Source organism: Pseudomonas sp. PSB11 (assembly GCF_014596605.1).
GTDB classification, from domain to species: domain Bacteria; phylum Pseudomonadota; class Gammaproteobacteria; order Pseudomonadales; family Pseudomonadaceae; genus Aquipseudomonas; species Aquipseudomonas umsongensis.
The window spans coordinates 66,438-88,640 of the sequence record NZ_NOIO01000009.1 but is presented as its reverse complement, the minus strand read 5'-3'; the positions used below and the strand labels follow the sequence as shown (position 1 = coordinate 88,640).

Annotated in this window: 25 protein-coding genes and 1 pseudogene; 21 read left to right on the top strand and 5 right to left on the bottom strand. The window is 59.6% G+C overall.

The genetic code is table 11. The annotated features are described in order from the left end of the window. Positions 1-3 precede the first annotated feature (3 nt). The 3 genes from CGA21_RS13425 (at position 4) to CGA21_RS13415 (ending at position 1,657) form a co-directional block, all read left to right on the top strand. Positions 4-492, top strand: a complete 489-nt coding sequence (locus CGA21_RS13425; RefSeq protein WP_007970904.1) for a TIGR00645 family protein — start codon at positions 4-6, stop codon at positions 490-492. Between the two features lie 135 nt (positions 493-627). After that, entirely contained in the window at positions 628-918 is a 291-nt protein-coding gene (locus CGA21_RS13420; RefSeq protein WP_020798656.1) for a DUF6482 family protein, read from the top strand. A 121-nt stretch (positions 919-1,039) separates the two neighbouring features. Continuing rightward, a complete protein-coding gene (locus CGA21_RS13415) occupies positions 1,040-1,657 on the top strand; it encodes an FKBP-type peptidyl-prolyl cis-trans isomerase (protein ID WP_020798655.1) in 618 nt (205 codons plus the stop codon). 52 nt (positions 1,658-1,709) lie between these two features. Here CGA21_RS13415 and CGA21_RS13410 read toward each other — a convergent pair whose 3' ends face one another. The 3 genes from CGA21_RS13410 to CGA21_RS13400 all read right to left on the bottom strand — a co-directional run bounded on the left by CGA21_RS13410 (position 1,710) and on the right by CGA21_RS13400 (position 3,653). Beyond that, entirely contained in the window at positions 1,710-1,967 is a 258-nt protein-coding gene (locus CGA21_RS13410; protein ID WP_020798654.1) for a hypothetical protein, read from the bottom strand. A 208-nt stretch (positions 1,968-2,175) separates the two neighbouring features. Beyond that, entirely contained in the window at positions 2,176-2,517 is a 342-nt protein-coding gene (locus CGA21_RS13405) for a zinc ribbon domain-containing protein YjdM (protein ID WP_110751037.1), read from the bottom strand. Between the two features lie 167 nt (positions 2,518-2,684). Next, entirely contained in the window at positions 2,685-3,653 is a 969-nt protein-coding gene (locus CGA21_RS13400; protein ID WP_020798652.1) for a polyprenyl synthetase family protein, read from the bottom strand. A gap of 239 nt (positions 3,654-3,892) precedes the next feature. Between CGA21_RS13400 and rplU the strand changes: the two genes are divergently transcribed. The 5 genes from rplU (at position 3,893) to CGA21_RS13375 (ending at position 7,652) form a co-directional block, all read left to right on the top strand. Further along, complete coding sequence (gene rplU, locus CGA21_RS13395; RefSeq protein WP_003176051.1) at positions 3,893-4,207, top strand: 50S ribosomal protein L21; 315 nt, start codon at positions 3,893-3,895, stop codon at positions 4,205-4,207. A 35-nt stretch (positions 4,208-4,242) separates the two neighbouring features. Next, the gene (rpmA, locus tag CGA21_RS13390) at positions 4,243-4,500 is read left to right on the top strand and encodes a 50S ribosomal protein L27 (protein WP_003281574.1); all 258 of its coding nucleotides are present in this window, start codon (positions 4,243-4,245) and stop codon (positions 4,498-4,500) included. Positions 4,501-4,696: 196 nt separating this feature from the next. After that, positions 4,697-5,920: an Obg family GTPase CgtA gene (gene cgtA / locus CGA21_RS13385; protein ID WP_020798650.1), complete on the top strand. Its 1,224-nt coding sequence runs from the start codon at positions 4,697-4,699 to the stop codon at positions 5,918-5,920. 137 nt (positions 5,921-6,057) lie between these two features. Next, complete coding sequence (gene proB, locus CGA21_RS13380) at positions 6,058-7,176, top strand: glutamate 5-kinase (RefSeq protein WP_033041014.1); 1,119 nt, start codon at positions 6,058-6,060, stop codon at positions 7,174-7,176. An 11-nt stretch (positions 7,177-7,187) separates the two neighbouring features. After that, entirely contained in the window at positions 7,188-7,652 is a 465-nt protein-coding gene (locus CGA21_RS13375) for a CreA family protein (RefSeq protein WP_188264336.1), read from the top strand. A gap of 182 nt (positions 7,653-7,834) precedes the next feature. Here the strand turns inward: CGA21_RS13375 and rpsT are convergent, their stop codons facing one another. Next, positions 7,835-8,113 carry a 30S ribosomal protein S20 gene (gene rpsT, locus CGA21_RS13370; RefSeq protein WP_020798646.1) on the bottom strand — a complete coding sequence of 93 codons (279 nt, stop codon included), beginning with the start codon at positions 8,111-8,113 and terminating at the stop codon, positions 7,835-7,837. 252 nt (positions 8,114-8,365) lie between these two features. Here rpsT and murJ point away from each other — a divergent pair, with 252 nt between their 5' ends. The 6 genes from murJ to ispH all read left to right on the top strand — a co-directional run bounded on the left by murJ (position 8,366) and on the right by ispH (position 15,932). After that, the gene (murJ, locus tag CGA21_RS13365) at positions 8,366-9,904 is read left to right on the top strand and encodes a murein biosynthesis integral membrane protein MurJ (RefSeq protein ID WP_020798645.1); all 1,539 of its coding nucleotides are present in this window, start codon (positions 8,366-8,368) and stop codon (positions 9,902-9,904) included. Positions 9,905-10,033: 129 nt separating this feature from the next. Next, positions 10,034-10,984 carry a bifunctional riboflavin kinase/FAD synthetase gene (gene ribF, locus CGA21_RS13360; RefSeq protein ID WP_177411635.1) on the top strand — a complete coding sequence of 317 codons (951 nt, stop codon included), beginning with the start codon at positions 10,034-10,036 and terminating at the stop codon, positions 10,982-10,984. Further along, positions 10,985-13,816 (top strand): isoleucine--tRNA ligase, encoded by a 2,832-nt coding sequence (gene ileS, locus CGA21_RS13355; protein ID WP_188264335.1) that lies wholly within the window; start codon positions 10,985-10,987, stop codon positions 13,814-13,816. Continuing rightward, complete coding sequence (lspA, locus tag CGA21_RS13350; protein ID WP_110751045.1) at positions 13,809-14,321, top strand: signal peptidase II; 513 nt, start codon at positions 13,809-13,811, stop codon at positions 14,319-14,321. Before ileS ends, lspA begins: the two co-directional genes overlap by 8 nt. Before the next feature lie 7 nt (positions 14,322-14,328). Then, entirely contained in the window at positions 14,329-14,766 is a 438-nt protein-coding gene (gene fkpB / locus CGA21_RS13345; RefSeq protein ID WP_173667185.1) for an FKBP-type peptidyl-prolyl cis-trans isomerase, read from the top strand. A 218-nt stretch (positions 14,767-14,984) separates the two neighbouring features. Then, positions 14,985-15,932, top strand: a complete 948-nt coding sequence (gene ispH / locus CGA21_RS13340) for a 4-hydroxy-3-methylbut-2-enyl diphosphate reductase (RefSeq protein ID WP_110751047.1) — start codon at positions 14,985-14,987, stop codon at positions 15,930-15,932. A 4-nt stretch (positions 15,933-15,936) separates the two neighbouring features. Here the strand turns inward: ispH and CGA21_RS13335 are convergent, their stop codons facing one another. After that, positions 15,937-16,449, bottom strand: a complete 513-nt coding sequence (locus CGA21_RS13335) for a GspH/FimT family pseudopilin (RefSeq protein ID WP_110751050.1) — start codon at positions 16,447-16,449, stop codon at positions 15,937-15,939. Positions 16,450-16,516: 67 nt separating this feature from the next. Here CGA21_RS13335 and CGA21_RS13330 point away from each other — a divergent pair, with 67 nt between their 5' ends. The 7 genes and pseudogenes from CGA21_RS13330 to thiO all read left to right on the top strand — a co-directional run bounded on the left by CGA21_RS13330 (position 16,517) and on the right by thiO (position 22,137). Next, entirely contained in the window at positions 16,517-16,990 is a 474-nt protein-coding gene (locus CGA21_RS13330) for a GspH/FimT family pseudopilin (RefSeq protein ID WP_110751052.1), read from the top strand. Further along, on the top strand, positions 16,987-17,436 hold the full coding sequence (gene pilV, locus CGA21_RS13325; RefSeq protein WP_188264334.1) for a type IV pilus modification protein PilV: 450 nt from the start codon (positions 16,987-16,989) through the stop codon (positions 17,434-17,436). The genes CGA21_RS13330 and pilV overlap by 4 nt, the downstream gene beginning before the upstream one ends. Continuing rightward, entirely contained in the window at positions 17,433-18,146 is a 714-nt protein-coding gene (locus CGA21_RS13320; protein WP_188264333.1) for a prepilin-type N-terminal cleavage/methylation domain-containing protein, read from the top strand. The genes pilV and CGA21_RS13320 overlap by 4 nt, the downstream gene beginning before the upstream one ends. After that, positions 18,143-18,628, top strand: a complete 486-nt coding sequence (locus tag CGA21_RS13315; protein WP_188264332.1) for a PilX N-terminal domain-containing pilus assembly protein — start codon at positions 18,143-18,145, stop codon at positions 18,626-18,628. The genes CGA21_RS13320 and CGA21_RS13315 overlap by 4 nt, the downstream gene beginning before the upstream one ends. Before the next feature lie 103 nt (positions 18,629-18,731). Continuing rightward, positions 18,732-20,565 (top strand): annotated as a pseudogene (locus CGA21_RS13310) (pilus assembly protein); the annotation flags it as partial. Between the two features lie 14 nt (positions 20,566-20,579). Then, positions 20,580-20,981: a type IV pilin protein gene (locus CGA21_RS13305; protein WP_110751061.1), complete on the top strand. Its 402-nt coding sequence runs from the start codon at positions 20,580-20,582 to the stop codon at positions 20,979-20,981. A 55-nt stretch (positions 20,982-21,036) separates the two neighbouring features. Further along, the gene (gene thiO / locus CGA21_RS13300) at positions 21,037-22,137 is read left to right on the top strand and encodes a glycine oxidase ThiO (protein WP_188264331.1); all 1,101 of its coding nucleotides are present in this window, start codon (positions 21,037-21,039) and stop codon (positions 22,135-22,137) included. Positions 22,138-22,203: the final 66 nt, after the last annotated feature.

The following is a 22,203-nucleotide window of genomic DNA, read 5'->3' as shown; positions in this document are numbered from 1 at the left end:
TCAATGGAACGCTTTATCGAAAATGCAATGTACGCCTCGCGCTGGCTGTTGGCGCCGATCTACTTCGGCTTGTCCCTCGGGCTGTTGGCACTGGCACTGAAATTCTTCCAGGAAGTCTTCCACGTTATCCCCAACGTCTTCTCGATGGCCGAATCGGACCTGATCCTGGTGTTGCTGTCGCTCATTGACATGGCGCTGGTAGGCGGTTTGCTGGTGATGGTGATGATTTCCGGCTACGAGAACTTCGTATCTCAACTGGACATCGACGACAGCAAGGAGAAGCTCAACTGGTTGGGCACCATGGACTCGTCGTCGCTGAAAATGAAGGTGGCCGCGTCGATCGTGGCGATCTCGTCGATCCACCTGCTGCGTATCTTCATGGACGCCAAGAACGTCGATCCCGAGCATTTGCAGTGGTACGTCATCATTCACATGACCTTTGTGGTGTCGGCATTTGCCATGGGTTACCTGGATAAAGTGACCAAGCACTAAACAACGGCTGCCCTGTTGTTCCGCGCCGCCCGTCTGTTGCAAAACAGACGGGCGGCGTCGTTAATGGCTTGTGCTTTGATGCGCCGAGGCATATCCCTGTAAGGGTGTTGGCTCGTCACTGCGTGAGGTGCGTTCATGAACCTGCAAGAGTTGAATGCCTATGCCGTCGCCGGGAAGGTCGATGAGTTGAACCTGATCTCCATGGAAGGAGGCATTTACCTGCTTGAGGCGCGTATGCACGGAGCGGCGTATCCATTGAGCGATGCGCCAGGTCATACGATGCAGTTGCGCTCGGTGGAACATGCACGCGAGGTGCTGCGCTCCTTTCCCAAGTTGCACTTCAACCTTGTGCACACCGTCGTGCATGACGAGATGTGCGGGCTGGTCGCCGATGTGGAGGAAAACCTGAAGGTGCCGATCGCCTGACGTCCCTCATCAATGGCATGACATCTGTGCTAGTCTGCTGGCCCTTTTGGTTCCGGGCGCTCCGGGACGCGCTGTGCACGCACGGCCAGTTCCCGAGCCGTCCGCACAGCGGAGCAGTGTCATGTCCGAAGTAAATCTGTCCACCGACGAAACCCGCGTCAGCTACGGCATCGGCCGTCAGCTGGGCGACCAGCTGCGCGACAACCCGCCACCGGGCGTTAGCCTGGACGCGATCCTGGCAGGCCTGACCGACGCGTTTGCCGGTAAGCCAAGCCGTGTTGGCCAGGAAGAAATGTCTGCGAGCTTCAAGGTAATTCGCGAAATCATGCAGGCCGAAGCGGCAGCCAAGGCTGAAGCGGCCGCTGGCGAAGGCCTGGCCTTCCTGGCTGAAAACGCCAAGCGTGACGGCATCACCACCCTGGCTTCCGGCCTGCAATTCGAAGTACTGTCCGCCGGTGAAGGCGCCAAGCCTTCCCGTGAAGATACCGTGCGTACCCACTACCACGGCACCCTGATCGACGGCACCGTGTTCGACAGCTCCTACGAGCGCGGCGAGCCTGCGGAATTCCCGGTCGGCGGCGTGATCGCTGGCTGGACCGAAGCCCTGCAACTGATGAATGCCGGCAGCAAATGGCGTCTGTACGTGCCGAGCGAACTGGCTTACGGCGCTCAAGGCGTTGGCAGCATTCCGCCGCACAGCGTCCTGGTGTTCGACGTCGAGCTGCTGGACGTTCTGTAATACCTGACCCTGTAGGAGCGAGCATGCTCGCTCCTACAGGGGTTTGCGTTTCTCATAGTTCTATCTTGTGATGCAGTTCATTGGTCGGGCGCAATGCCCGGGCATAGCAAAAAAGAAACAGGTTGCGCACCACTTCTTTGAGCACCACCGGCTCGCTGGAACTCAAGCCGTTGACGTCCAGATCACCCTGATCCTGCAGTTCGTTCAAGGCTTCCTCTTCCAGCACTGCACAGACTTCCCCGGTTTCCCGATGCAGGATCCTGAGGTAGGGGTGTGGACGGTCCAGCCAGGCATCGATCAAATAAGTCATGGGTTCTCATCTCCATTGATTGGATTCAATGAGAATAATTCCTATTCAATAAATAGCAAGGGCCTATTGGCTGATTGGGGATTTTTCTGGGTAAAGATTGCGTAAGGTCAAAAAGGCTGGCGTTTGGCTATTGCGAGGATTCATTGGGCGAGGCGGGGGAGGGTGAAGCGCCACCCCGCGTCAGGACGCGAGGTGGCGTACAGCTGAATCAGACTTTTCTGACGAATTCAGATTTGAGCTTCATCGGGCCGATGCCGTCGATCTTGCAGTCGATGTCGTGATCGCCATCGCACAGGCGGATGTTCTTGACCTTGGTGCCCACCTTGACCACCAGCGACGTGCCCTTGACCTTGAGGTCCTTGATCACGGTGATGGTGTCACCGTCCTGCAGGACATTGCCCACCGAATCCTTTTTCACCGCATCATCGGACACAGCTTCGGCTTCGCCGCTGGCGGACCATTCGTGGGCGCACTCAGGGCAGATCAGCTGGGTGCCGTCTTCGTAGGTGTATTCGCAATTGCATTTCGGGCAGGGTGGCAACGTGCTCACTAAGGCTCCTTGGATTCAGGATCGCTAAAAAGCGCACATTATATAGGGTTTTAGGTGGGAGAGGGGGGGACCTGTAGGAGCCGGCTTGCTGGCGATGCATCCAACTCGGTGTGTCGGGAACACCGTGGTGATGCAATCGCCAGCAAGCCGGCTCCTACACGGGCAGATCAGTGTGTGCGAGCGACCGCAAACTCGCTCAACTCAACCAGTGCATCGCGGTATTCGCTGGCGGGCAGCGCGTCGAGGCACTTGATCGCACGGGCCACATAGTCGCGGGCCAGCTGGGCGGTGTAATCCAGTGAGCCGGAGGCTTCCACGGCTTCGCGGATGTTTTCCAGGTCTTCGATACCGCCTTTCTGGATCGCCTTGCGCACCAGGGCTGCCTGCTCCGGCGTACCTTCGCGCATGGTGTAGATCAGCGGCAGGGTCGGCTTGCCTTCGGCCAGGTCGTCACCGACGTTCTTGCCCAGGGTCTCGGCGTCGCCTTTGTAGTCCAGCAGGTCGTCGACCAGTTGGAAGGCCACGCCCAGATGGTCGCCGAAGGTGCGCAACGCTTCGCACTGCTCGGGTGTCGCGCCGGCCAGGGCTGCCGCACTGTGGGTCGAGGCTTCGAAGAGCATCGCGGTCTTGCCGCGGATGACCTCCATGTAGGTCTCTTCGGTGGTGCTGGCATCGCGGACCTTCGACAGCTGCAGCACTTCGCCTTCGGCGATGATCCGCGTGGCTTGCGAAAGGATCTTCATCACCGGCATGGAGCCCAGCTCGACCATCATTTCGAAGGAGCGCGAATACAGGAAGTCGCCCACCAGCACGCTCGGCGCGTTGCCCCACATGGCATTGGCCGTCGAGCGGCCACGGCGCATGCCCGACATGTCAACGACGTCGTCATGCAGCAGGGTGGCGGTGTGCAGGAATTCGATGGTGGCGGCCAGCAGGCGCAGGTCGTCGCCCTCGCGGCCAAGGGCCTTGCCACACAGCAGCACCAGTAACGGACGCAGGCGTTTACCGCCGGCCGAGGTAATGTAATCGCCGATTTTCGATACCAGCGGCACTCGGGAAGTCAGCTGCTTCTTGATGATGCCGTCGACGGCGCTAAAATCGTCCGCCACCGCGCGGTAGAAAGCTTGGGGTTGCATCAGCGACAGTTGCTCCAGAAGGGTTGCGCGGCATGCTAGGACCCATGCCAGCAGGTGTCAAGGCGCGATGGACGGCCTATTGCAAGGCGCTCGTGCCTTGCGTACAATCGCGCACCCTGAACTTCCTGGGCAGCACCTGCCTTACGCAATTGCAAGCGGGCCTCCAGCCCCATGCAGCCATGCCAGCCAATACCTCTTCTTATAAAGAGCTGGGTGAGCAGGATTATCGGAGAAATACCATGTCTTATGCAGTAATCGTTACTGGCGGCAAGCAGTACAAAGTCGCCCCAGGTGAATACCTGAAGATCGAAAAACTGGAAATCGCTACCGGCGAATCCGTTACCTTTGATCGCGTTCTGTTGGTTGCCAACGGTGACGACGTGAATATCGGCGCTCCAGTTGTTGCTGGCGCTACCGTTGTGGCTGAAGTGATCTCCCAAGGTCGTCACGATAAAGTCCGCATCATCAAGTTCCGTCGCCGTAAGCACCACATGAAGCGTATGGGCCACCGCCAGTGGTACACCGAGATCAAAATCACCGGTATTCAGGCTTAATTACAGCCTAATTCCTCACTAGGAGAATTGAACTCATGGCACACAAAAAAGCTGGTGGTAGTACCCGTAACGGTCGCGACTCAGAAGCCAAACGCCTTGGCGTGAAGATGTATGGCGGCCAGGCTATCAAAGCAGGCAACATCATCGTGCGTCAGCGCGGCACCCAATTCCACGCTGGCTACGGCGTTGGCATGGGTAAAGATCACACTCTCTTCGCTAAAGTCGAAGGCGTGATCAAGTTCGAAGTAAAAGGCGCCTTCGGTCGTCGTTACGTGAGCGTAGTCGCGGCTTAATCGCGCGATCGCTGGAAAAGCCCTGTCTCGCGACGGGGCTTTTTCGTTTGTGGGGTGAGTCTCTTGCAAAACTGTTTGTATGGGCTGCCGGCGCTGGTTTTTAGCGGTCGTTGATTGAGGTCGCTGCGCTCATTTTTGCAAGAGTCTTATGTCTTAGTGTTTTTCGGCTCGTCCGTATGGCGAGAGGCGTTTTGTTATGAAGTTTGTTGATGAAGTATCGATCCGAGTAAAGGCTGGCGACGGCGGTAACGGCTGCATGAGTTTCCGTCGCGAAAAATTCATCGAAAACGGTGGTCCGAACGGTGGTGATGGTGGCGACGGCGGCTCGGTCTACATGATCGCCGACGAAAACCTCAACACCCTGGTCGACTATCGTTACACCCGGCACTTCGATGCCGAGCGTGGCTCCAATGGTGGCAGCACCGACTGCACCGGCAAGAAGGGTGAGGATCTGGTGCTGCGCGTACCGGTCGGCACCACGGTGATCGACTCCGCTACCCAGGAAGTAATCGGCGACCTGACCAAGGCCGGCCAGAAGCTGCTGGTGGCACATGGCGGTTGGCACGGTTTGGGTAACACCCGTTTCAAATCCAGTACCAACCGTGCGCCACGCCAGACTACGCCGGGCAAGCCGGGCGAGCAGCGTGACCTCAAGCTGGAAATGAAGGTGTTGGCGGACGTGGGTCTGCTGGGTTTGCCGAACGCTGGTAAAAGTACCTTTATCCGTTCGGTATCCGCTGCCAAGCCGAAAGTCGCCGACTATCCGTTTACCACCCTGGTGCCAAACCTGGGTGTGGTCAGCGTCGATCGCTGGAAAAGCTTCGTGGTCGCGGACATTCCGGGCCTGATTGAAGGTGCTTCCGACGGCGCCGGCCTGGGGATCCGTTTCCTCAAGCACTTGTCGCGTACCCGTCTGCTGCTGCACCTCGTCGACATGGCTCCGCTGGATGACACCAGTGCTCCGGACGCTGCCGAGGTCATCGTCAACGAGTTGACCAAGTTCAGTCCGTCCCTGGCTGAGCGTGATCGTTGGCTGATCCTCAACAAGTGCGACCAGATCCTTGAAGAAGAGCACGATGAGCGGGTCAAGGAAATCGTCGATCGCCTGGAGTGGACCGGTCCGGTCTACGTGATCTCGGCTATCGCCAAGCAGAACACCGAGCGTCTGTGTCACGACATCATGCGTTACCTGGAAGATCGTGCCGATCGCCTGGCCAACGACCCGGCCTACAAGGAAGAGCTGGCCGATCTCGATCAGCGCATCGAAGACGAAGCCCGTGCCCAGCTGCAGGCGCTGGACGATCAGCGTGCCTTGCGTCGTAGCGGCGTGAAGTCGGTCCACGACATCGGCGACGATGATTGGGACGAAGAAGACGTGGACGACGAAGACGGTCCGGAAATCATTTACGTGCGTGACTGATTCGTTGCGATAAACTTAAGCGCCGCTCAATCGAGCGGCGTTTTAGTATCTGGAAATCGATCGTTGGTCACGAATAACCACGAATAACGTCACGGGCAGTGCCAGGTCGCGCTGCCCTCAAGCTAAGGTTGAAGATGATGCGGAGCAAGGTGACAGGTGCGCAGCGTTGGGTCGTGAAGATCGGCAGCGCTTTGCTGACAGCGGACGGCAAGGGCCTGGATCGCGCGGCAATGGGTGTCTGGGTTGAACAGATGGTGGCCTTGCATGAGGCGGGTGTCGAGCTGGTGCTGGTGTCCTCCGGGGCGGTGGCGGCCGGCATGAGCCGTCTGGGCTGGACCGCGCGACCCAGTGCGATGCACGAGCTCCAGGCCGCTGCTGCAATCGGCCAGATGGGCTTGGTGCAGGCCTGGGAGTCGAGCTTTGCCGAGCATGGTCGACACACTGCGCAAATTCTCCTGACGCACGATGACCTGTCCGACCGCAAGCGCTACCTGAACGCCCGCAGCACCTTGCGTGCGCTGGTTGAGTTGAAGGTCATTCCGGTGATCAACGAGAACGATACCGTGGTCACCGACGAAATCCGTTTCGGCGACAACGATACCCTCGCGGCGTTGGTGGCCAATCTGGTCGAGGCTGACCTGCTGGTGATCCTGACGGATCGCGATGGCATGTTCGACGCCGATCCGCGCAACAATCCAGATGCCCAGCTGATCTACGAGGCGCGTGCCGATGATCCGGCGCTCGACGCGGTGGCGGGCGGTACCGGCGGAGCGCTGGGGCGCGGTGGCATGCAAACCAAGCTGCGCGCGGCACGCCTGGCGGCGCGGTCCGGTGCGCATACGATCATCGTGGGTGGTCGTCTGGAGCGCGTTCTGGATCGTCTTAAGGCGGGTGAGCGCATTGGCACCTTGCTCTCGCCTGAACGCGGCATGCTGGCGGCGCGCAAGCAGTGGCTGGCCGGGCATCTGCAAACCCGTGGCACCCTGGTGTTGGACGCGGGTGCGGTGACGGCGTTGTCCCAAGGTAACAAGAGCCTGCTGCCGGTTGGGGTCAAATTGGTCCAGGGAAGCTTCCGGCGCGGCGAAATGGTGGTGTGCGTGGCGCCCGACGGTCGTGAAATTGCCCGTGGGTTGGCCAACTACAGTGCGCTGGAAGCACAAAAAATCATCGGTCAGTCGTCTGAAGCGATTGTCGGTCTCTTGGGTTATATGGCGGAACCGGAACTGGTTCATCGCGATAACCTGATTCTGGTCTGAAGGAATACCTGATGCGCATGGCAAAAGGATTGTTGGGGTTGCTGTTGGCGATGCCGCTGCTGGCGTCGGCCGAGGAAATTGGCCAGGTGTCGACGGTGTTCAAGTTTGTCGGCCCGAATGATCGCATCGTGGTCGAGGCCTTTGATGATCCCAAGGTCGAGGGTGTGACGTGCTACCTGTCGCGCGCCAAGACCGGGGGTGTGAAGGGTGGGCTTGGATTGGCCGAGGATCGTGCCGAGGCGTCCATTGCCTGTCGCCAGGTCGGGCCCATCAGCTTCAAGGGTGAGCTCAAGGACGGTGACGAGGTGTTCAAGGAGCGTACTTCCCTGGTGTTCAAGACCATGCAGGTGGTGCGATTCCTCGACAAGAAACGCAATACGCTGGTGTATCTGGTGTATAGCGATCGCTTGATCGAGGGCAGTCCGCAGAATGCGGTGACGGCGATCCCGATTTTGCCGTGGGCGAACGCTCAATAAGTAAACGAAAATCCAAGTGTGGGAGCGGGCTTGCTCGCGAAAGCGCAGTGTCAGTCGATGCAGGTGTCGCCTGATGCGCCGCTTTCGCGAGCAAGCCCGCTCCCACAATTGTTTTGTGTGTTCATCAAATCGCAGGCAATAAAAAACCGACCCTGAGGTCGGTTTTTTAATGAACGAGTCGCTTAGGCAGCAGCGGCAACGTTCAGGGCCTTTACGTGGCCATTCAGGCGGCTCTTATGACGAGCAGCCTTGTTCTTGTGGATGATGCCTTTATCGGCCATACGGTCGATAACTGGCACAGCCAGAACGTAAGCAGCTTGAGCTTTTTCAGCGTCTTTTGCGTCGATGGCCTTAACTACATTCTTGATGTAGGTACGAACCATGGAACGCAGGCTGGCGTTGTGGCTGCGACGCTTCTCAGCCTGTTTTGCACGTTTTTTGGCGGAAGGTGAGTTGGCCACCGTCGAGCTCCTCGAAAGACTTTTTAGGAAATAGCAAACAAAATAGGCCGCGAATCATGCCGATGAGTTGAGGTCTTGTCAAGGGCGGTTGAGACGTTCCGCTAAGTGGTAGGTGCAACACCTCTGGATATTTCTTTCCAGCGTGCGACCTGTAAACTCGCGAGCTTTGGCTCTGTGCTGTTGCGGCGCGGAGTATCGCATAAGTAGGCGCGTAGTTCGCCTGCTGTTTATCGACAGGCACGAACTCTTTTAATGAATCTGCTCAAATCGTTGGCCGCCGTCAGCTCTATCACGATGCTTTCCCGGGTTCTGGGGTTTGTTCGTGACACCCTTATCGCACGTGCATTCGGCGCGGGAATGGCGACCGACGCCTTTTTCATCGCCTTCAAATTGCCCAACCTGTTGCGGCGGATTTTTGCCGAAGGGGCGTTTTCCCAGGCATTCGTACCGATTCTGGCCGAATACAAAAGCCAGAAGGGCGATGAGGCGACGCGAACCTTCATTGCCTATGTCTCTGGCCTGCTGACACTGGTACTGGCGCTCGTCACGGCGCTGGGCATGCTTGCCGCCCCCTGGGTCATCTGGGTGACCGCGCCGGGTTTCACCAATACGCCGGAGAAGTTCGAGCTGACCACCAGCTTGCTGCGAGTGACCTTTCCGTACATCTTGCTGATTTCCCTGTCCTCATTGGCTGGCGCGATCCTTAACACCTGGAACCGCTTTTCTGTTCCGGCGTTTGTGCCGACCCTGCTGAACGTCAGCATGATTATCTTTGCGCTGTTCCTGACGCCGTACTTCGATCCGCCGGTGATGGCGCTGGGCTGGGCGGTGCTGGCGGGCGGTCTGGCGCAGTTGCTTTACCAGCTGCCACACCTGAAAAAAATCGGCATGCTGGTCCTGCCGCGCCTGAGTTTGCGCGACAGCGGCGTCTGGCGGGTGATGAAGCAGATGCTGCCGGCGATTCTCGGGGTGTCGGTGAGTCAAATCTCGTTGATCATCAACACCATCTTTGCCTCCTTCCTGGTTGCCGGCTCGGTGTCCTGGATGTACTACGCCGACCGCCTGATGGAGTTGCCGTCCGGTGTGCTGGGCGTGGCATTGGGCACGATTCTGCTGCCGACCCTGGCCAAGACCTATGCCAGCCAGGACCGCCAGGAATATTCGCGAATCCTCGATTGGGGGCTGCGGCTGTGTTTCGTGCTGGTATTGCCTTGCGCGCTGGCGTTGGGGATTCTGGCCGAGCCGCTGACGGTTTCACTGTTCCAGTACGGTCAGTTCGATGCCCATGACGCGGCCATGACCCAGCGTGCGCTGATCGCCTATTCAGTCGGTTTGCTCGGGATTATCGTGATCAAAGTGCTGGCGCCGGGCTTTTATGCGCAACAAAACATCCGCACGCCGGTAAAAATCGCGATTTTCACCCTGGTGGTCACCCAGTTGTTCAACCTGCTCTTGATCGGCCCGCTGGCCCATGCCGGCCTTGCGCTTGCCATCAGTGCCGGTGCCTGCCTGAATGCCGGGCTGCTGTTCTATCAACTGCGCAAGCAGCAGATGTACCAGCCGCAACCGGGTTGGGCGAAGTTTGGTTTCAAGCTGGTGGTCGCGGTGACGGTGATGTCCGCTGTGCTGCTGGCGGGGATGCATTTCATGCCCGCCTGGGGCGAAGGGCAGATGCTTGAGCGGTTCCTGCGCCTGGGCGCTTTGGTCATCGCCGGTGTGGTGGCTTATTTCGGCATGTTAGTGTTGATGGGCTTCAGGTTGCGCGACTTCAATCGCAAGGCGCTTGGCTAAAGTCAGGGCCTCGATAAACATGGGCGAGTCGGCATTTTTGTCGGCTCGATTACTTTGGGATACGGTGTTGCCTGTCGTAGGCCGCCGGGTGTGGTTATAATCGACCACTTTATGAGCAAGAAGCGCGTTATGCAGCTGGTTCGAGGCCTCCACAATCTGCGCCCCCAGCATCGGGGCTGTGTCGCCACTATTGGCAACTTTGACGGTGTACACCGTGGCCACCAGGCTATCCTGGCGCGGCTGCGCGAGCGTGCGCTCGAGTTGGGCGTGCCCAGCTGCGTGGTTATTTTCGAGCCGCAGCCCCGGGAATTTTTCGCCCCTGACACGGCGCCAGCGCGTCTGGCCCGGCTGCGTGACAAGCTGCAGCTGTTGGCTGCCGAAGGGGTCGACCGAGTCCTGTGCCTGGCATTCAACCAGCGCCTGAGCAAGCTCAGCGCCAGTGAGTTCGTCGATACCATCCTGGTTGACGGTCTCGGCGTGCAGCACCTTGAAGTCGGCGACGACTTCCGTTTTGGCTGTGACCGGGCAGGGGATTTCGATTTCCTGCAACAGGCCGGCGTCATGCAGGGCTTCACCGTCGAAGCGGCGCAAACTGTCGAGCTCGATGGCATTCGCGTCAGCAGCACCCAGGTGCGTAATGCGCTGGCCGCTGCTGATTTCGCCCTCGCGGAGCGTTTATTGGGCCGTCCATACCGGATCGCCGGTCGCGTGTTGCACGGCCAGAAGCTGGCCCGGCAGTTGGGTACGCCCACCGCCAATATCCAGCTCAAGCGGCGTCGCGTGCCGCTGACCGGGGTTTATCTGGTCAGTGTCGACCTGGATGGCAAGACCTGGCCTGGCGTCGCCAATATCGGCGTTCGACCCACGGTGCAGGGAGATGGCAGAGCCCACCTCGAAGTACATCTTTTAGATTTTGCCGGCGATCTGTATGACCGGCGTATGACGGTGGTTTTCCACCAAAAGCTGCGTGAAGAGCAGCGTTTCGCCTCTCTGGAGGCGCTTAAGACGGCGATCAATGCGGATGTCGCCGCCGCCCGTGCCCTGTCGCACCTAGCGCCAATCGCTAATGAAGAGCCTTAAATGACCGACTATAAAGCCACGCTAAACCTTCCGGACACCGCCTTCCCAATGAAGGCCGGCCTGCCTCAGCGCGAACCGCAGATTCTGCAGCGCTGGGACAGCATTGGCCTGTACGGAAAGTTGCGTGAGATTGGCAAGGATCGTCCGAAGTTCGTCCTGCATGACGGTCCTCCATACGCCAACGGCACGATTCACATCGGTCACGCACTGAACAAGATTCTCAAGGACATGATCATTCGTTCGAAGACCCTGTCGGGCTTCGATGCGCCTTATGTTCCGGGTTGGGACTGCCATGGCCTGCCGATCGAGCACAAGGTTGAAGTGACCCACGGCAAGAACCTGGGCGCCGACAAGACCCGCGAACTGTGCCGTGCCTACGCCACCGAGCAGATCGAAGGGCAGAAATCCGAATTCATCCGTCTAGGCGTGCTGGGCGACTTCGCCAACCCGTACAAGACCATGGACTTCAAGAACGAGGCCGGTGAAATCCGTGCCCTCGCCGAAATCGTCAAGGGCGGTTTCGTGTTCAAGGGCCTCAAGCCTGTGAACTGGTGCTTCGATTGCGGTTCGGCCCTGGCCGAGGCGGAAGTCGAGTACGAGAACAAGAAGTCCTCGACCATCGACGTTGCATTCCCGATTGCCGATGAAGCCAAGCTGGCTGCCGCGTTCGGTCTGCCTTCGCTGGACAAACCTGCTTCGATCGTGATCTGGACCACCACCCCGTGGACCATCCCGGCCAACCAGGCGCTGAACGTCCACCCTGAATTCAACTACGCCCTGGTCGATGTCGGCGACAAACTGCTGGTGTTGGCTGAAGAACTGGTCGAGTCATGCCTGGCACGCTACAGCCTGGAGGGTTCGGTTATCGCGACTGCCTCGGGCAAGGCGCTGGAACTGATCAACTTCCGCCACCCGTTCTACGACCGCCTGTCGCCTGTCTACCTGGCTGACTATGTCGAACTGGGCGCCGGCACTGGCGTGGTTCACTCTGCCCCGGCCTACGGTGTGGACGACTTCGTGACCTGCAAGAAATACGGCATGGTCAACGATGACATCCTCAACCCGGTACAAAGCAACGGCGTCTACGCGACATCGCTGGAATTCTTCGGCGGCCAGTTCATCTGGAAGGCCAACCCGGCCATCGTCGACAAGCTGACCGAAGTGGGTGCGCTGCTGCACACGACCATCATCGAACACAGCTACATGCACTGCTGGCGCCACAAGACTCCGCTGATCTACCGTGCCACAGCGCAGTGGTTCATCGGCATGGACAAGCAGCCAACCACCGGCGACACCCTGCGCCAGCGCTCGCTAAAAGCCATCGAAGAGACCCGGTTCGTACCGGCCTGGGGCCAGGCGCGCCTGCACTCGATGATCGCCAACCGTCCGGACTGGTGCATCTCTCGCCAGCGCAACTGGGGCGTGCCAATCCCGTTCTTCCTGAACAAGGAAAGCGGCGAACTGCACCCACGTACCGTCGAGCTGATGGAAATCGTGGCCAAGCGCGTCGAAGTCGAAGGCATCGAGGCCTGGTTCAAACTGGACGCCGCCGAGTTGCTGGGCGATGAAGCGCCACAGTACGACAAGATCAGCGACACCCTGGACGTCTGGTTCGACTCGGGTACCACCCACTGGCACGTGCTGCGCGGTTCGCACCCGATGGGCCACGAAAGCGGTCCACGCGCCGACCTGTACCTGGAAGGTTCGGACCAGCACCGCGGCTGGTTCCATTCGTCGCTGCTGACCGGTTGCGCCATCGACAACCACGCGCCGTATCGCGAGCTGCTGACCCACGGTTTCACCGTTGACGAGTCCGGCCGCAAGATGTCCAAGTCGTTGGGCAACGTCATTGCACCGCAGAAAGTCAACGACACCCTGGGCGCCGATATCATGCGCCTGTGGGTCGCTTCTACCGACTACTCCGGCGAAATGGCAGTGTCCGAGCAGATCCTGCAACGCAGTGCGGACGCCTACCGGCGTATCCGTAACACCGCGCGTTTCCTGCTCTCGAACCTGACCGGCTTCAACCCGGCCACCGACCTGCTGCCGGCCGAGGAAATGCTGGCACTGGACCGCTGGGCCGTGGACCGCACCCTGCTGCTGCAACGTGAGCTGCAAGAGCACTACGGTGAATACCGCTTCTGGAACGTGTACTCGAAGATCCACAACTTCTGCGTGCAGGAGCTGGGCGGTTTCTACCTGGACATCATCAAGGACCGCCAGTACACCACCGGTGCCGACAGCAAGGCCCGTCGTTCGTGCCAGACCGCGCTGTTCCACATCTCCGAAGCGCTGGTGCGCTGGATCGCCCCGATCCTGGCGTTTACCGCCGACGAGCTGTGGCAATACCTGCCGGGCGAGCGCAACGAGTCCGTCATGCTCAACACCTGGTACGAAGGCCTGAGCGAACTGCCGGAAGGCTTCGAGCTGGGTCGCGCCTACTGGGACCGCATCATGGAAGTGAAGGTCGCGGTCAACAAAGAGATGGAAATCCAGCGCGCGGCCAAGGCCGTCGGTGGCAACCTGCAAGCCGAAGTGACACTGTTCGCCGAAGACGCGCTGAGCGCCGACCTGACCAAGCTGAGCAACGAACTGCGTTTCGTCCTGATCACCTCCACCGCCAGCGTTGCACCTTTTGTTCAGGCGCCAGCGGACGCGGTAGTTACCGAGGTCAGCGGCTTGAAGCTGAAAATCGTCAAGTCGGCCTTCGCCAAGTGCGCCCGTTGCTGGCATTGCCGTGAAGACGTCGGCGTGAATCCGGAGCATCCGGAAATCTGCGGTCGTTGCGTCGACAACATCAGCGGCGCTGGCGAGGTTCGCCACTATGCCTAATGCCGTTGGCCGTTTTGGGCGGCTGGGCTGGCTCTGGTTGAGTTTGCTGGTCCTGGTCATCGACCAGGCCAGTAAGTTCTACTTCGAAGGCTCGCTGGAGATGTACCAGCAAATCGTGGTGATCCCCGATTACTTCAGCTGGACCCTGGCCTACAACACCGGCGCGGCATTCAGCTTCCTGGCTGACAGCTCCGGCTGGCAGCGCTGGTTGTTTGCCCTGATTGCGGTCGCGGTCAGTGCGGTGCTGGTGGTCTGGCTCAAGCGTCTTGGACGCAATGAAACCTGGCTGGCTGTCGCGCTGGCGTTGGTGCTGGGTGGCGCGCTGGGTAATCTATATGACCGCATTGCCCTCGGCCATGTGATCGATTTCATTCTGGTGCATTGGCAGAACCGCTGGTATTTCCCGGCGTTCAACTTTGCCGACAGTGCAATCACGGTTGGTGCTGTAATGCTGGCACTGGATATGTTCAAAAGTAAAAAGACCGGAGAAACCGTTCATGACTGAACAGGTATTGGCTGAGCAACGCATCGGCCAGAACACGGAAGTCACCTTGCATTTCGCATTGCGCCTGGAGAACGGCGACACGGTGGATAGCACCTTCGACAAGGCCCCGGCGACCTTCAAGGTCGGTGACGGCAACCTGTTGCCAGGTTTCGAAGTGGCGTTGTTCGGTTTCAAGGCGGGCGACAAGCGTACCCTGAGCATCGAGCCGGAAAACGCGTTCGGCCAGCCCAACCCGCAAAACGTGCAGATCATCCCGCGCTCACAGTTCCAGGATATGGACCTGTCGCCAGGTTTGCTGGTGATCTTCAACGATGCGGCCAATACTGAATTGCCGGGTGTGGTCAAAGAGTTCGATGACACGCAAGTGACCATCGACTTCAACCATCCACTGGCAGGCAAGACGCTGACCTTTGACGTGGAAATCATCTCCGTCAAAGCGCTGTAACTTGTGGGAGCGAGCCTTTGTGGCGAGGGGATTTATCCCCGTTGGGGTGCGAAGCGCCCTTGAATCCAGTCAGCGCGTTATTGAATGAGAACGCGCTGAATGGTCTACGATTGCTTCGCAATCGAACGGGGATAAATCCCCTCGCCACAGCAAGCCCGTCCCCACAGTTGTTTTTCACGGTTTTCGCTATTTCTTGCGCGCAAGACACGAGGCACAGCATGCAAATCAAACTCGCCAACCCCCGTGGCTTCTGCGCCGGTGTGGACCGGGCGATCGAAATCGTCAATCGCGCCCTGGAGGTTTTCGGGCCGCCGATCTATGTGCGCCACGAAGTGGTTCACAACAAGTTCGTCGTCGAAGACCTGCGTAACCGCGGGGCGATCTTCGTCGAAGAGTTGGACCAGGTGCCGGACGATGTGATCGTGATCTTCAGTGCCCACGGCGTGTCCCAGGCCGTCCGTACTGAAGCCGCCGGCCGTGGCCTGAAAGTGTTCGACGCCACGTGTCCGCTGGTCACCAAGGTGCACATCGAAGTCGCCCGCTACAGCCGCGATGGACGTGAATGCATCCTCATCGGCCACGCCGGTCACCCGGAAGTCGAAGGCACCATGGGCCAGTACGATGCCAGCAACGGTGGGGCGATCTACCTGGTCGAAGATGAAAAGGACGTCGCCGAACTCCAGGTGAAAAACCCGGATAAACTGGCGTTCGTCACCCAGACGACCTTGTCCATGGACGATACCAGTCGCGTCATCGACGCCCTGCGTACGCGTTTCCCGGCCATTGGCGGCCCGCGCAAGGACGACATCTGCTACGCCACGCAAAACCGCCAGGACGCGGTCAAGCAATTGGCCGACGAATGCGATGTGGTGTTGGTGGTCGGTAGCCCGAACAGCTCCAACTCCAATCGCCTGCGTGAACTGGCCGAACGCATGGCAACCCCGGCGTACCTGATCGACGGTGCCGAGGACCTCGACAAGAGCTGGTTCGACGGTGTCGAGCGGATCGGTATCACCGCTGGCGCTTCCGCTCCGGAAGTCCTGGTGCGCGGCGTGATTCAGCAATTGCAGGCCTGGGGTGCTACCGGGGCCGATGAGTTGGCCGGGCGTGAAGAGAACATCACGTTCTCCATGCCAAAAGAACTCCGGGTCCGTTCGCTGCTCTGATCCTTCAGGTTGCGCATAGCGCCTGTGTGGTCTTTTCACTGCGCAGGCTGATGCGACCGTTCGAGGCCAGCACCACCTGGTGCTCGCTTTGCGCTTCGCGTGCAGCGCAAACATGCAATGTCCCTGCCTGGAAACCTCCGGACACCGGCTCACCCCCTGGGCCGAATCGTACGGCAGTCCTGACATACTGGTTGCCGAAAATCGCCACGCCAATTCCGCTGCGACGCTCTGTCAGCAGCGGATTGTCAGGGTCCTCGTGCCCCTTGCCGCTGACATCCAGGATAATTCGCCAGCCCTGGCTCCAGTCATCGTTTATGCCGTGAACGACGACGACCTGACCGCGCGATACCGCCTCGCTCCTTGCACTGCGCAGACCGCTGGCCAGTGACTTCGCCGCTTCCTCGCGATGCTTCGATTCTGTCAGCGCAGCGAATGCCGGACTGACCAGTTGCAGAACAATCCCGAGAATTGCGAGTCCCATAAGCAATTCAATCAGACTGAAACCTTGCTCACGCATGAGATTTTCCTCCCTGGAATGTTCTAGCGCGTGGAGCAGGTATAGCCGACGGCAGCAGAGAGCAACGATGGATCATCGTACAAAAGGTTTCACGTTGATCGAGTTGTTGGTTGCGTTGGCGATTTTCCTGGCCCTGATCACCCTGGTGGTCCCGGCGTTTATCCGTTCGTCGCAAAGCACCAAGGCCGACACCGAGATAAGGGACCTGCAACGTGGCCTCAACTTCGCCCGACTCGAAGCGATCGATCGCGGCGTGACCATTCGGGTACGACCCACGGCGGGTGGGGGCGTGTGGACAGGGGAGTTGTCGGTCTATGACGGTACGGGCACCCCGGCGAATGTATTGCGGGTTGTTCCACCGATCAGCAGCGGTGCGACTCTGACGCTAACCTCGGGAGTGTCGGCCATCGATTTCAACAATTTGGGCGGGCTGTCGTCACCCTCCACGGCAGTGGTGATCAGCTATGTGCTCGGAACGCAAAGCAGGATGCTGAATGTGTGTTTGAACGGACGAATTCTATTGGGTGGAAGTTGCGGATGAGGCCATGGAGCAAGCATGCCCAGGAGGGCATGACGTTGATCGAAGTGCTGGTGGCGTTGCTGATTCTGGGCGTGGGGCTGTTGGGCGCGGCCGCCGTTCAATTGAATGCCTTGAAATACACTGACAGTGCGCGCATGACCAGCCAGGCCAGTTTTATCGCCTACGACATGCTGGACCGCATTCGCGCCAATGCCGCCGCCGATTACACCGTGACACCGCCGACCGCGGGCAATCTCAACGTCGCCCGGGACCAGGATCTCTACGATTTCACCCATAACATCGTCAATTTCGGTGGTGCCACGGCGACCGGCAGTATCTCCCTGAACCAGCGGGTGTACACCATCACCATTAATTGGGACGACTCGCGGGCCGCCAACAGCGCTAACTCAAGGCGCAGTTTCGTCCTCACAAGCCGCGCAACCGCCGACCCGGTGGCCACGCCATGAGCCGCTCCAATCGCGGATTCGGCCTGATCGAGTTGCTGATTGCCCTGGCGTTGAGCCTGGTGGTGGTCCTGGGTGTGGTGCAGGTGTTCATCGCCGCAAAAAACACCTACATCAGCCAGAATGCCGCCGCGGCCATGCAGGAGGACGCGCGCTTCGTACTGAGCAAGATGATCCAGGAAATCCGCATGGTCGGCATGTTCGGCTGCCTGGGGACGATCACCGATGCCAGCAAAGAGGGTGATTTCGCTGCCAGCCAGATAAAACCGATCAGTTGGGATAACGCAGCTCTCAAGTTAACCCTGGTGACGGCGGACGTCGGCAGCAATGGCGGCAAGCCGGCCTGGACGGTGGTTTCCGATTGCCGAAGCAGCGCGACGGCTTACTCCGACCTGCGCGCACCAGCCACAGGGCAACTGGCGTTTCCCATCCGGCGAATGATCTACGGCTTGAAGGACGGTCAGTTGACCCTTGGTGTCGGCAGGGGAAAGCCACTCGAACAAACGCTGGTCGATAACGTCAGTGCATTCGACGTGAGCTTCGGCCTCGCCAGCTCGGCCGCCGATTCGGCGGTGTCCACTTACAGCAGCAACCCGTCGGACCCGGCGCGTATCCGTAGCGTACGCCTGAGCCTGACCCTCACCGACCCGAACCACCGGGTGAGCGACCAAACCTTCAACGTGGTTGCCGCCTTGCGCAACCGTCTGCCATGAAGGGCGGGCCGGTGCGTGTGTCCCCTGGTTGCCAGCGCGGCATGGCGCTGCTGGTCAGCCTGGTGTTCCTGTTGCTGCTGACGCTGATTGGCATCTCGTCGATGCAAAACGCCACGCTGCAGGAAAAAATGGCCGGTAGCCTGAGCTTGCGCAACCAGTCATTCCAGGCTGCCGAAGCGGTGTTGCGCGTAGGCGAAAGCGCTGTTCAGCTCGACAGCTATTCGTTGCCGGTGTGCAGCGGCACTTTGCGGTGCGCACCGCCTGCCGAATCGTCCACCCTCAAGGCGGCCGGGTTCAACTCCACCTCGGGGGTGACCTGGATCGCGGCGGGCGCCGGCTTCTATGGGGTGCAGAACATAGGCACCAGCCTGGCCGCGGTGAACGTGCCGAGTAACACCTCGGTGACCTTGTACCGGGTCACCGCCGTGGGCATTGCGGGCAGCTCACGCAGTGTGGTGGAGAGCATTTATGCGAAATATTGAAAGCCGCACGCAGCGTTGGAGATTGTTCAGCGGGGTCTTTTTCGCCTTGTTCATAGCAGCTCCCGCCGATGCCTTTACGCCCTCGGACACGCCCTTGTTGTGCGCCGCCGGCTCCGGCGGCAGTGGTGTCGCCAGCGCCACCCACTATTTCCAGACCCGCTACGACCCCAAGGACTGGCGTGGCACGATAAAGGCCTACGGTTTCACCGCCAGTGGCGCGGTCAATACGGCGTCGGTGCTGTGGTCCACTGATAACACCCTCGTGCCGGGTGCTACGGCACCGACCTATCAATCATGGAACAACCAGAGCAACAGCGTCGTGCCATTGGCCTTCGCCAATTTTTCCACGGCCCAGCAAGCCGTTCTCGACCAAGGCTTGCCCGGCGGTATCACGGGCAGCGATCTGGTGGAGTGGAGCAAGGGCACCAACAAGGCTGGCCTGAAGGCGCGCAGTGTGTTGCTGGGCGATATCGTCAATTCACCGCTGGTCCTGGCGGCACCTTCGGATCAAACCGCATCGGACTTGTCGGGGGACACCAGCTACAGCGCTTACCTGGCGATCAAGGCGGTCAACATGAGCGCCAGTCTGGTGGTCAACGCCAACGACGGTTTCGTCAGCGTCGTCAATACCGGCAACGGTGCCCGGCGCTACGCCTACATGCCTTCCAGCGTGCTGCCGTCTTTGCGTTACATCGCCGATAGTGCCTACATCAACGGCGTCAGCCACAAATTTCTGGTGGATGGGCAGGTGGGCGTGTTCGATGCTCAGCTCAACAGTGCCTGGAAAACCCTCGCACTGGGCGGAACGGGGGCGGGCGGGCGAACCTTCTATGCGCTGCAGTTGTTCGACGCGTCGGCGGGCAATGTCATGAAGGCCTTGTGGGAAATCAGCGCGCCGGTCACTGCCAGTGCGGCGAACGCGTTCAATGACCTGGGTTATGCCTACGCCCGTCCGGAGGTGGCACGCTTGGCGGATGGGCGGTGGGCGGCGTTCATTGCCAACGGCTACGGCAGCAATTCAGGGGTCGCGGCGTTGTACGTGGTGGACATTCGTGACGGCAGCCTGATCAGGAAGGTCGTGATCGACAGCAGCGAAACCACTAATGGCTTGTCTTCGGTGAAACTCGAGGTGAACTCGCAGAATGTGGTGCAGGCAGCCTATGGCGGCGATCTCAAGGGACGGCTCTGGAAGTTTGACCTGAGTGGCACCACCCCGGATGCCTGGGGCCTGGCGTTTGCCGGCCAGCCGTTGTTTACCACAGCCGGTGGCGCTACCCAGCCAATCACCGCACAGCCATTGCTGGCGGACAATGTCCTGGGCGGCAAGATGGTGTTTTTCGGCACGGGAAAACTCAACGAGACGGCGGACCAGACCAACAAGGACCTGCAGGCGTTCTACGCGGTGTGGGACGCGAACGGGGGGGGGCGGACAAATCACCGTCTCCAGTCTGCAGGCTCAGGCGGTGACCGGGGTGCTTTCGGGAAGTTCGGGGCAGTTGATCACTACCAGCCAGAACGAGGTGACCTACCCGGCGAAAAAGGGCTGGTATTTGCCACTGCTGTATAACAGCACGCTGACCGGTGAGCGTGTACTCAACCAGGCCAGCCTGGTGCTCGGGCGGATCGTCTTCACCACGGCAAGCGTGGATACCACGCAACCTTGCGCCAGCTCTGGTAGCGGCAAACTGGTCGAACTCGATGCGTTCAGCGGTAAGATGCTCAATTACGCGGTGCTCGACAGTAATGGCGACGCCGTGATCGACAGCACTGACACGCTGTCCAGCGGCGTGGTCTTTACCGGCGGCATTCCGACTTTGAACGCCATCGTCAATGACGCGACGCGCAAGATCGTGAACGATTCCAGTGGCGGTATCTCCACGCTGGTGGAAAAATCCGGCGGCGGCAGCCGTCGCATCATGTGGCGACAAATACAGTAAGCGAGAGTTGAGGCATGCACAGATCCAACCGCGGTTTTACCCTGATCGAAATCATGATCGTGATTGCGATCATCGGGATTGTCATGACCATCGCTATGCCGAGCTTCACCGAATATCTGAATAAGGGGCGCCGCACCGAAGTGGCCGGTCTGCTTTCCGAGCAGGCGCAGATCCTCGAGCGTTTCTATTCACAGAAAAACGTCTATAGCGGTGTCCCGGGTCTCAGCGCCGGAAATGACTACTACACCATCACGCCGACTCTGACCGACCAGACCTTCTTGCTGACGGCGGTGCGCAAGCCTGGCACCAGCATGGCCAATGACAAGTGCGGTGATTTCACTATCACCAATACGGGGGCGCGCGCGATGGTCAATGCCACGGCCGGCCTGACCACCAAGGATTGCTGGGGTCGCTGAGTTTCCTTTTCGGGCGCCCTTTGCGCCTTTGTCTATTTAATGGTTGGATCAGAACATGACCAGGCAACAGCAAGTGGTGATCGTCGGTGGTGGGGTAATCGGCCTGCTGACGGCATTCAATCTCGCGTCCCAGGTGCAGAGCGTGGTGCTGCTGGACCGATCGAGCGTTGGCCAGGAGTCGTCCTGGGCAGGCGGCGGCATCGTTTCTCCGCTCTATCCATGGCGCTACAGCCCTGCGGTTACCGCGCTGGCGCATTGGTCCCAGGATTTCTATCCACAGCTGGGCGAACGCTTGTTCGCTGCTACCGGGATCGATCCCGAGGTGCATACCACGGGCTTGTATTGGCTGGACCTGGACGATGAAGCCGAGGCGCTGGCCTGGGCCGCCCGCGAGGGCCGGCCGCTGCGGGCTGTGGACATCTCGGTGGCCCACGATGCGGTGCCGGTGCTCGGTGGCGGCTATTCCCGAGCGATCTACATGGCCAACGTTGCCAATGTGCGCAACCCACGGCTGGTGAAGTCGCTCAAGGCGGCATTGCAGGCGCTGGGGAACGTGACGATTCATGAGCAATGCGAAGTCAGCGGATTTATTGCGCAAGACCAAAAAATAGTCGGTGTGCAGACCTCCAGCGGTGCGATCCATGGCGATCAAGTGGTTCTTACCGCTGGCGCCTGGAGCGGCGACTTACTCAAGAGCCTGGGCCTTGAGTTGCCAGTCGAACCGGTGAAAGGGCAGATGATCCTCTACAAGTGCGCGGCGGATTTCCTGCCGAGCATGGTGCTGGCCAAAGGGCGTTATGCGATACCGCGGCGCGATGGGCACATCCTGATTGGCAGCACCCTGGAGCATGAAGGCTACGACAAGACGCCTACCGAATCGGCACTCGAAAGCCTCAAGGCTTCGGCCGTGGAATTGATCCCGGCGTTGGCCGACGCCGAGGTGGTGGGGCATTGGGCAGGGTTGCGGCCTGGTTCGCCGGAGGGCATTCCCTACATTGGCCAAGTGCCTGGGTTTGAGGGGTTGTGGCTCAATTGCGGGCACTACCGCAACGGGTTGGTACTGGCGCCGGCGTCCTGTCAGTTGTTCGCTGATGTGATGTTGGGCAGGGCGCCGATCATTGATCCGGCACCGTATGCGCCGGCCGGGCGGATTTGATTCGAGGTTTTTGGCGTCTGTCAGATTGCCTTCGCGAGCAAGCCCGCTCCCACATTCGACGGTATT

Bases quoted from the DNA above. Each gene is read 5' to 3' on its own strand.
- CGA21_RS13425 (WP_007970904.1), top strand. From the start codon at position 4: ATGGAACGCTTTATCGAAAATGCAATGTACGCCTCGCGCTGGCTGTTG.
- CGA21_RS13420 (WP_020798656.1), top strand. From the start codon at position 628: ATGAACCTGCAAGAGTTGAATGCCTATGCCGTCGCCGGGAAGGTCGAT.
- CGA21_RS13415 (WP_020798655.1), top strand. From the start codon at position 1,040: ATGTCCGAAGTAAATCTGTCCACCGACGAAACCCGCGTCAGCTACGGC.
- CGA21_RS13410 (WP_020798654.1), bottom strand. From the start codon at position 1,967: ATGACTTATTTGATCGATGCCTGGCTGGACCGTCCACACCCCTACCTC.
- CGA21_RS13400 (WP_020798652.1), bottom strand. From the start codon at position 3,653: ATGCAACCCCAAGCTTTCTACCGCGCGGTGGCGGACGATTTTAGCGCC.
- rplU (WP_003176051.1), top strand. From the start codon at position 3,893: ATGTCTTATGCAGTAATCGTTACTGGCGGCAAGCAGTACAAAGTCGCC.
- rpmA (WP_003281574.1), top strand. From the start codon at position 4,243: ATGGCACACAAAAAAGCTGGTGGTAGTACCCGTAACGGTCGCGACTCA.
- cgtA (WP_020798650.1), top strand. From the start codon at position 4,697: ATGAAGTTTGTTGATGAAGTATCGATCCGAGTAAAGGCTGGCGACGGC.
- proB (WP_033041014.1), top strand. From the start codon at position 6,058: ATGCGGAGCAAGGTGACAGGTGCGCAGCGTTGGGTCGTGAAGATCGGC.
- CGA21_RS13375 (WP_188264336.1), top strand. From the start codon at position 7,188: ATGCGCATGGCAAAAGGATTGTTGGGGTTGCTGTTGGCGATGCCGCTG.
- murJ (WP_020798645.1), top strand. From the start codon at position 8,366: ATGAATCTGCTCAAATCGTTGGCCGCCGTCAGCTCTATCACGATGCTT.
- ribF (WP_177411635.1), top strand. From the start codon at position 10,034: ATGCAGCTGGTTCGAGGCCTCCACAATCTGCGCCCCCAGCATCGGGGC.
- ileS (WP_188264335.1), top strand. From the start codon at position 10,985: ATGACCGACTATAAAGCCACGCTAAACCTTCCGGACACCGCCTTCCCA.
- lspA (WP_110751045.1), top strand. From the start codon at position 13,809: ATGCCTAATGCCGTTGGCCGTTTTGGGCGGCTGGGCTGGCTCTGGTTG.
- ispH (WP_110751047.1), top strand. From the start codon at position 14,985: ATGCAAATCAAACTCGCCAACCCCCGTGGCTTCTGCGCCGGTGTGGAC.
- CGA21_RS13335 (WP_110751050.1), bottom strand. From the start codon at position 16,449: ATGCGTGAGCAAGGTTTCAGTCTGATTGAATTGCTTATGGGACTCGCA.
- CGA21_RS13330 (WP_110751052.1), top strand. From the start codon at position 16,517: ATGGATCATCGTACAAAAGGTTTCACGTTGATCGAGTTGTTGGTTGCG.
- pilV (WP_188264334.1), top strand. From the start codon at position 16,987: ATGAGGCCATGGAGCAAGCATGCCCAGGAGGGCATGACGTTGATCGAA.
- CGA21_RS13320 (WP_188264333.1), top strand. From the start codon at position 17,433: ATGAGCCGCTCCAATCGCGGATTCGGCCTGATCGAGTTGCTGATTGCC.
- CGA21_RS13315 (WP_188264332.1), top strand. From the start codon at position 18,143: ATGAAGGGCGGGCCGGTGCGTGTGTCCCCTGGTTGCCAGCGCGGCATG.
- CGA21_RS13305 (WP_110751061.1), top strand. From the start codon at position 20,580: ATGCACAGATCCAACCGCGGTTTTACCCTGATCGAAATCATGATCGTG.
- thiO (WP_188264331.1), top strand. From the start codon at position 21,037: ATGACCAGGCAACAGCAAGTGGTGATCGTCGGTGGTGGGGTAATCGGC.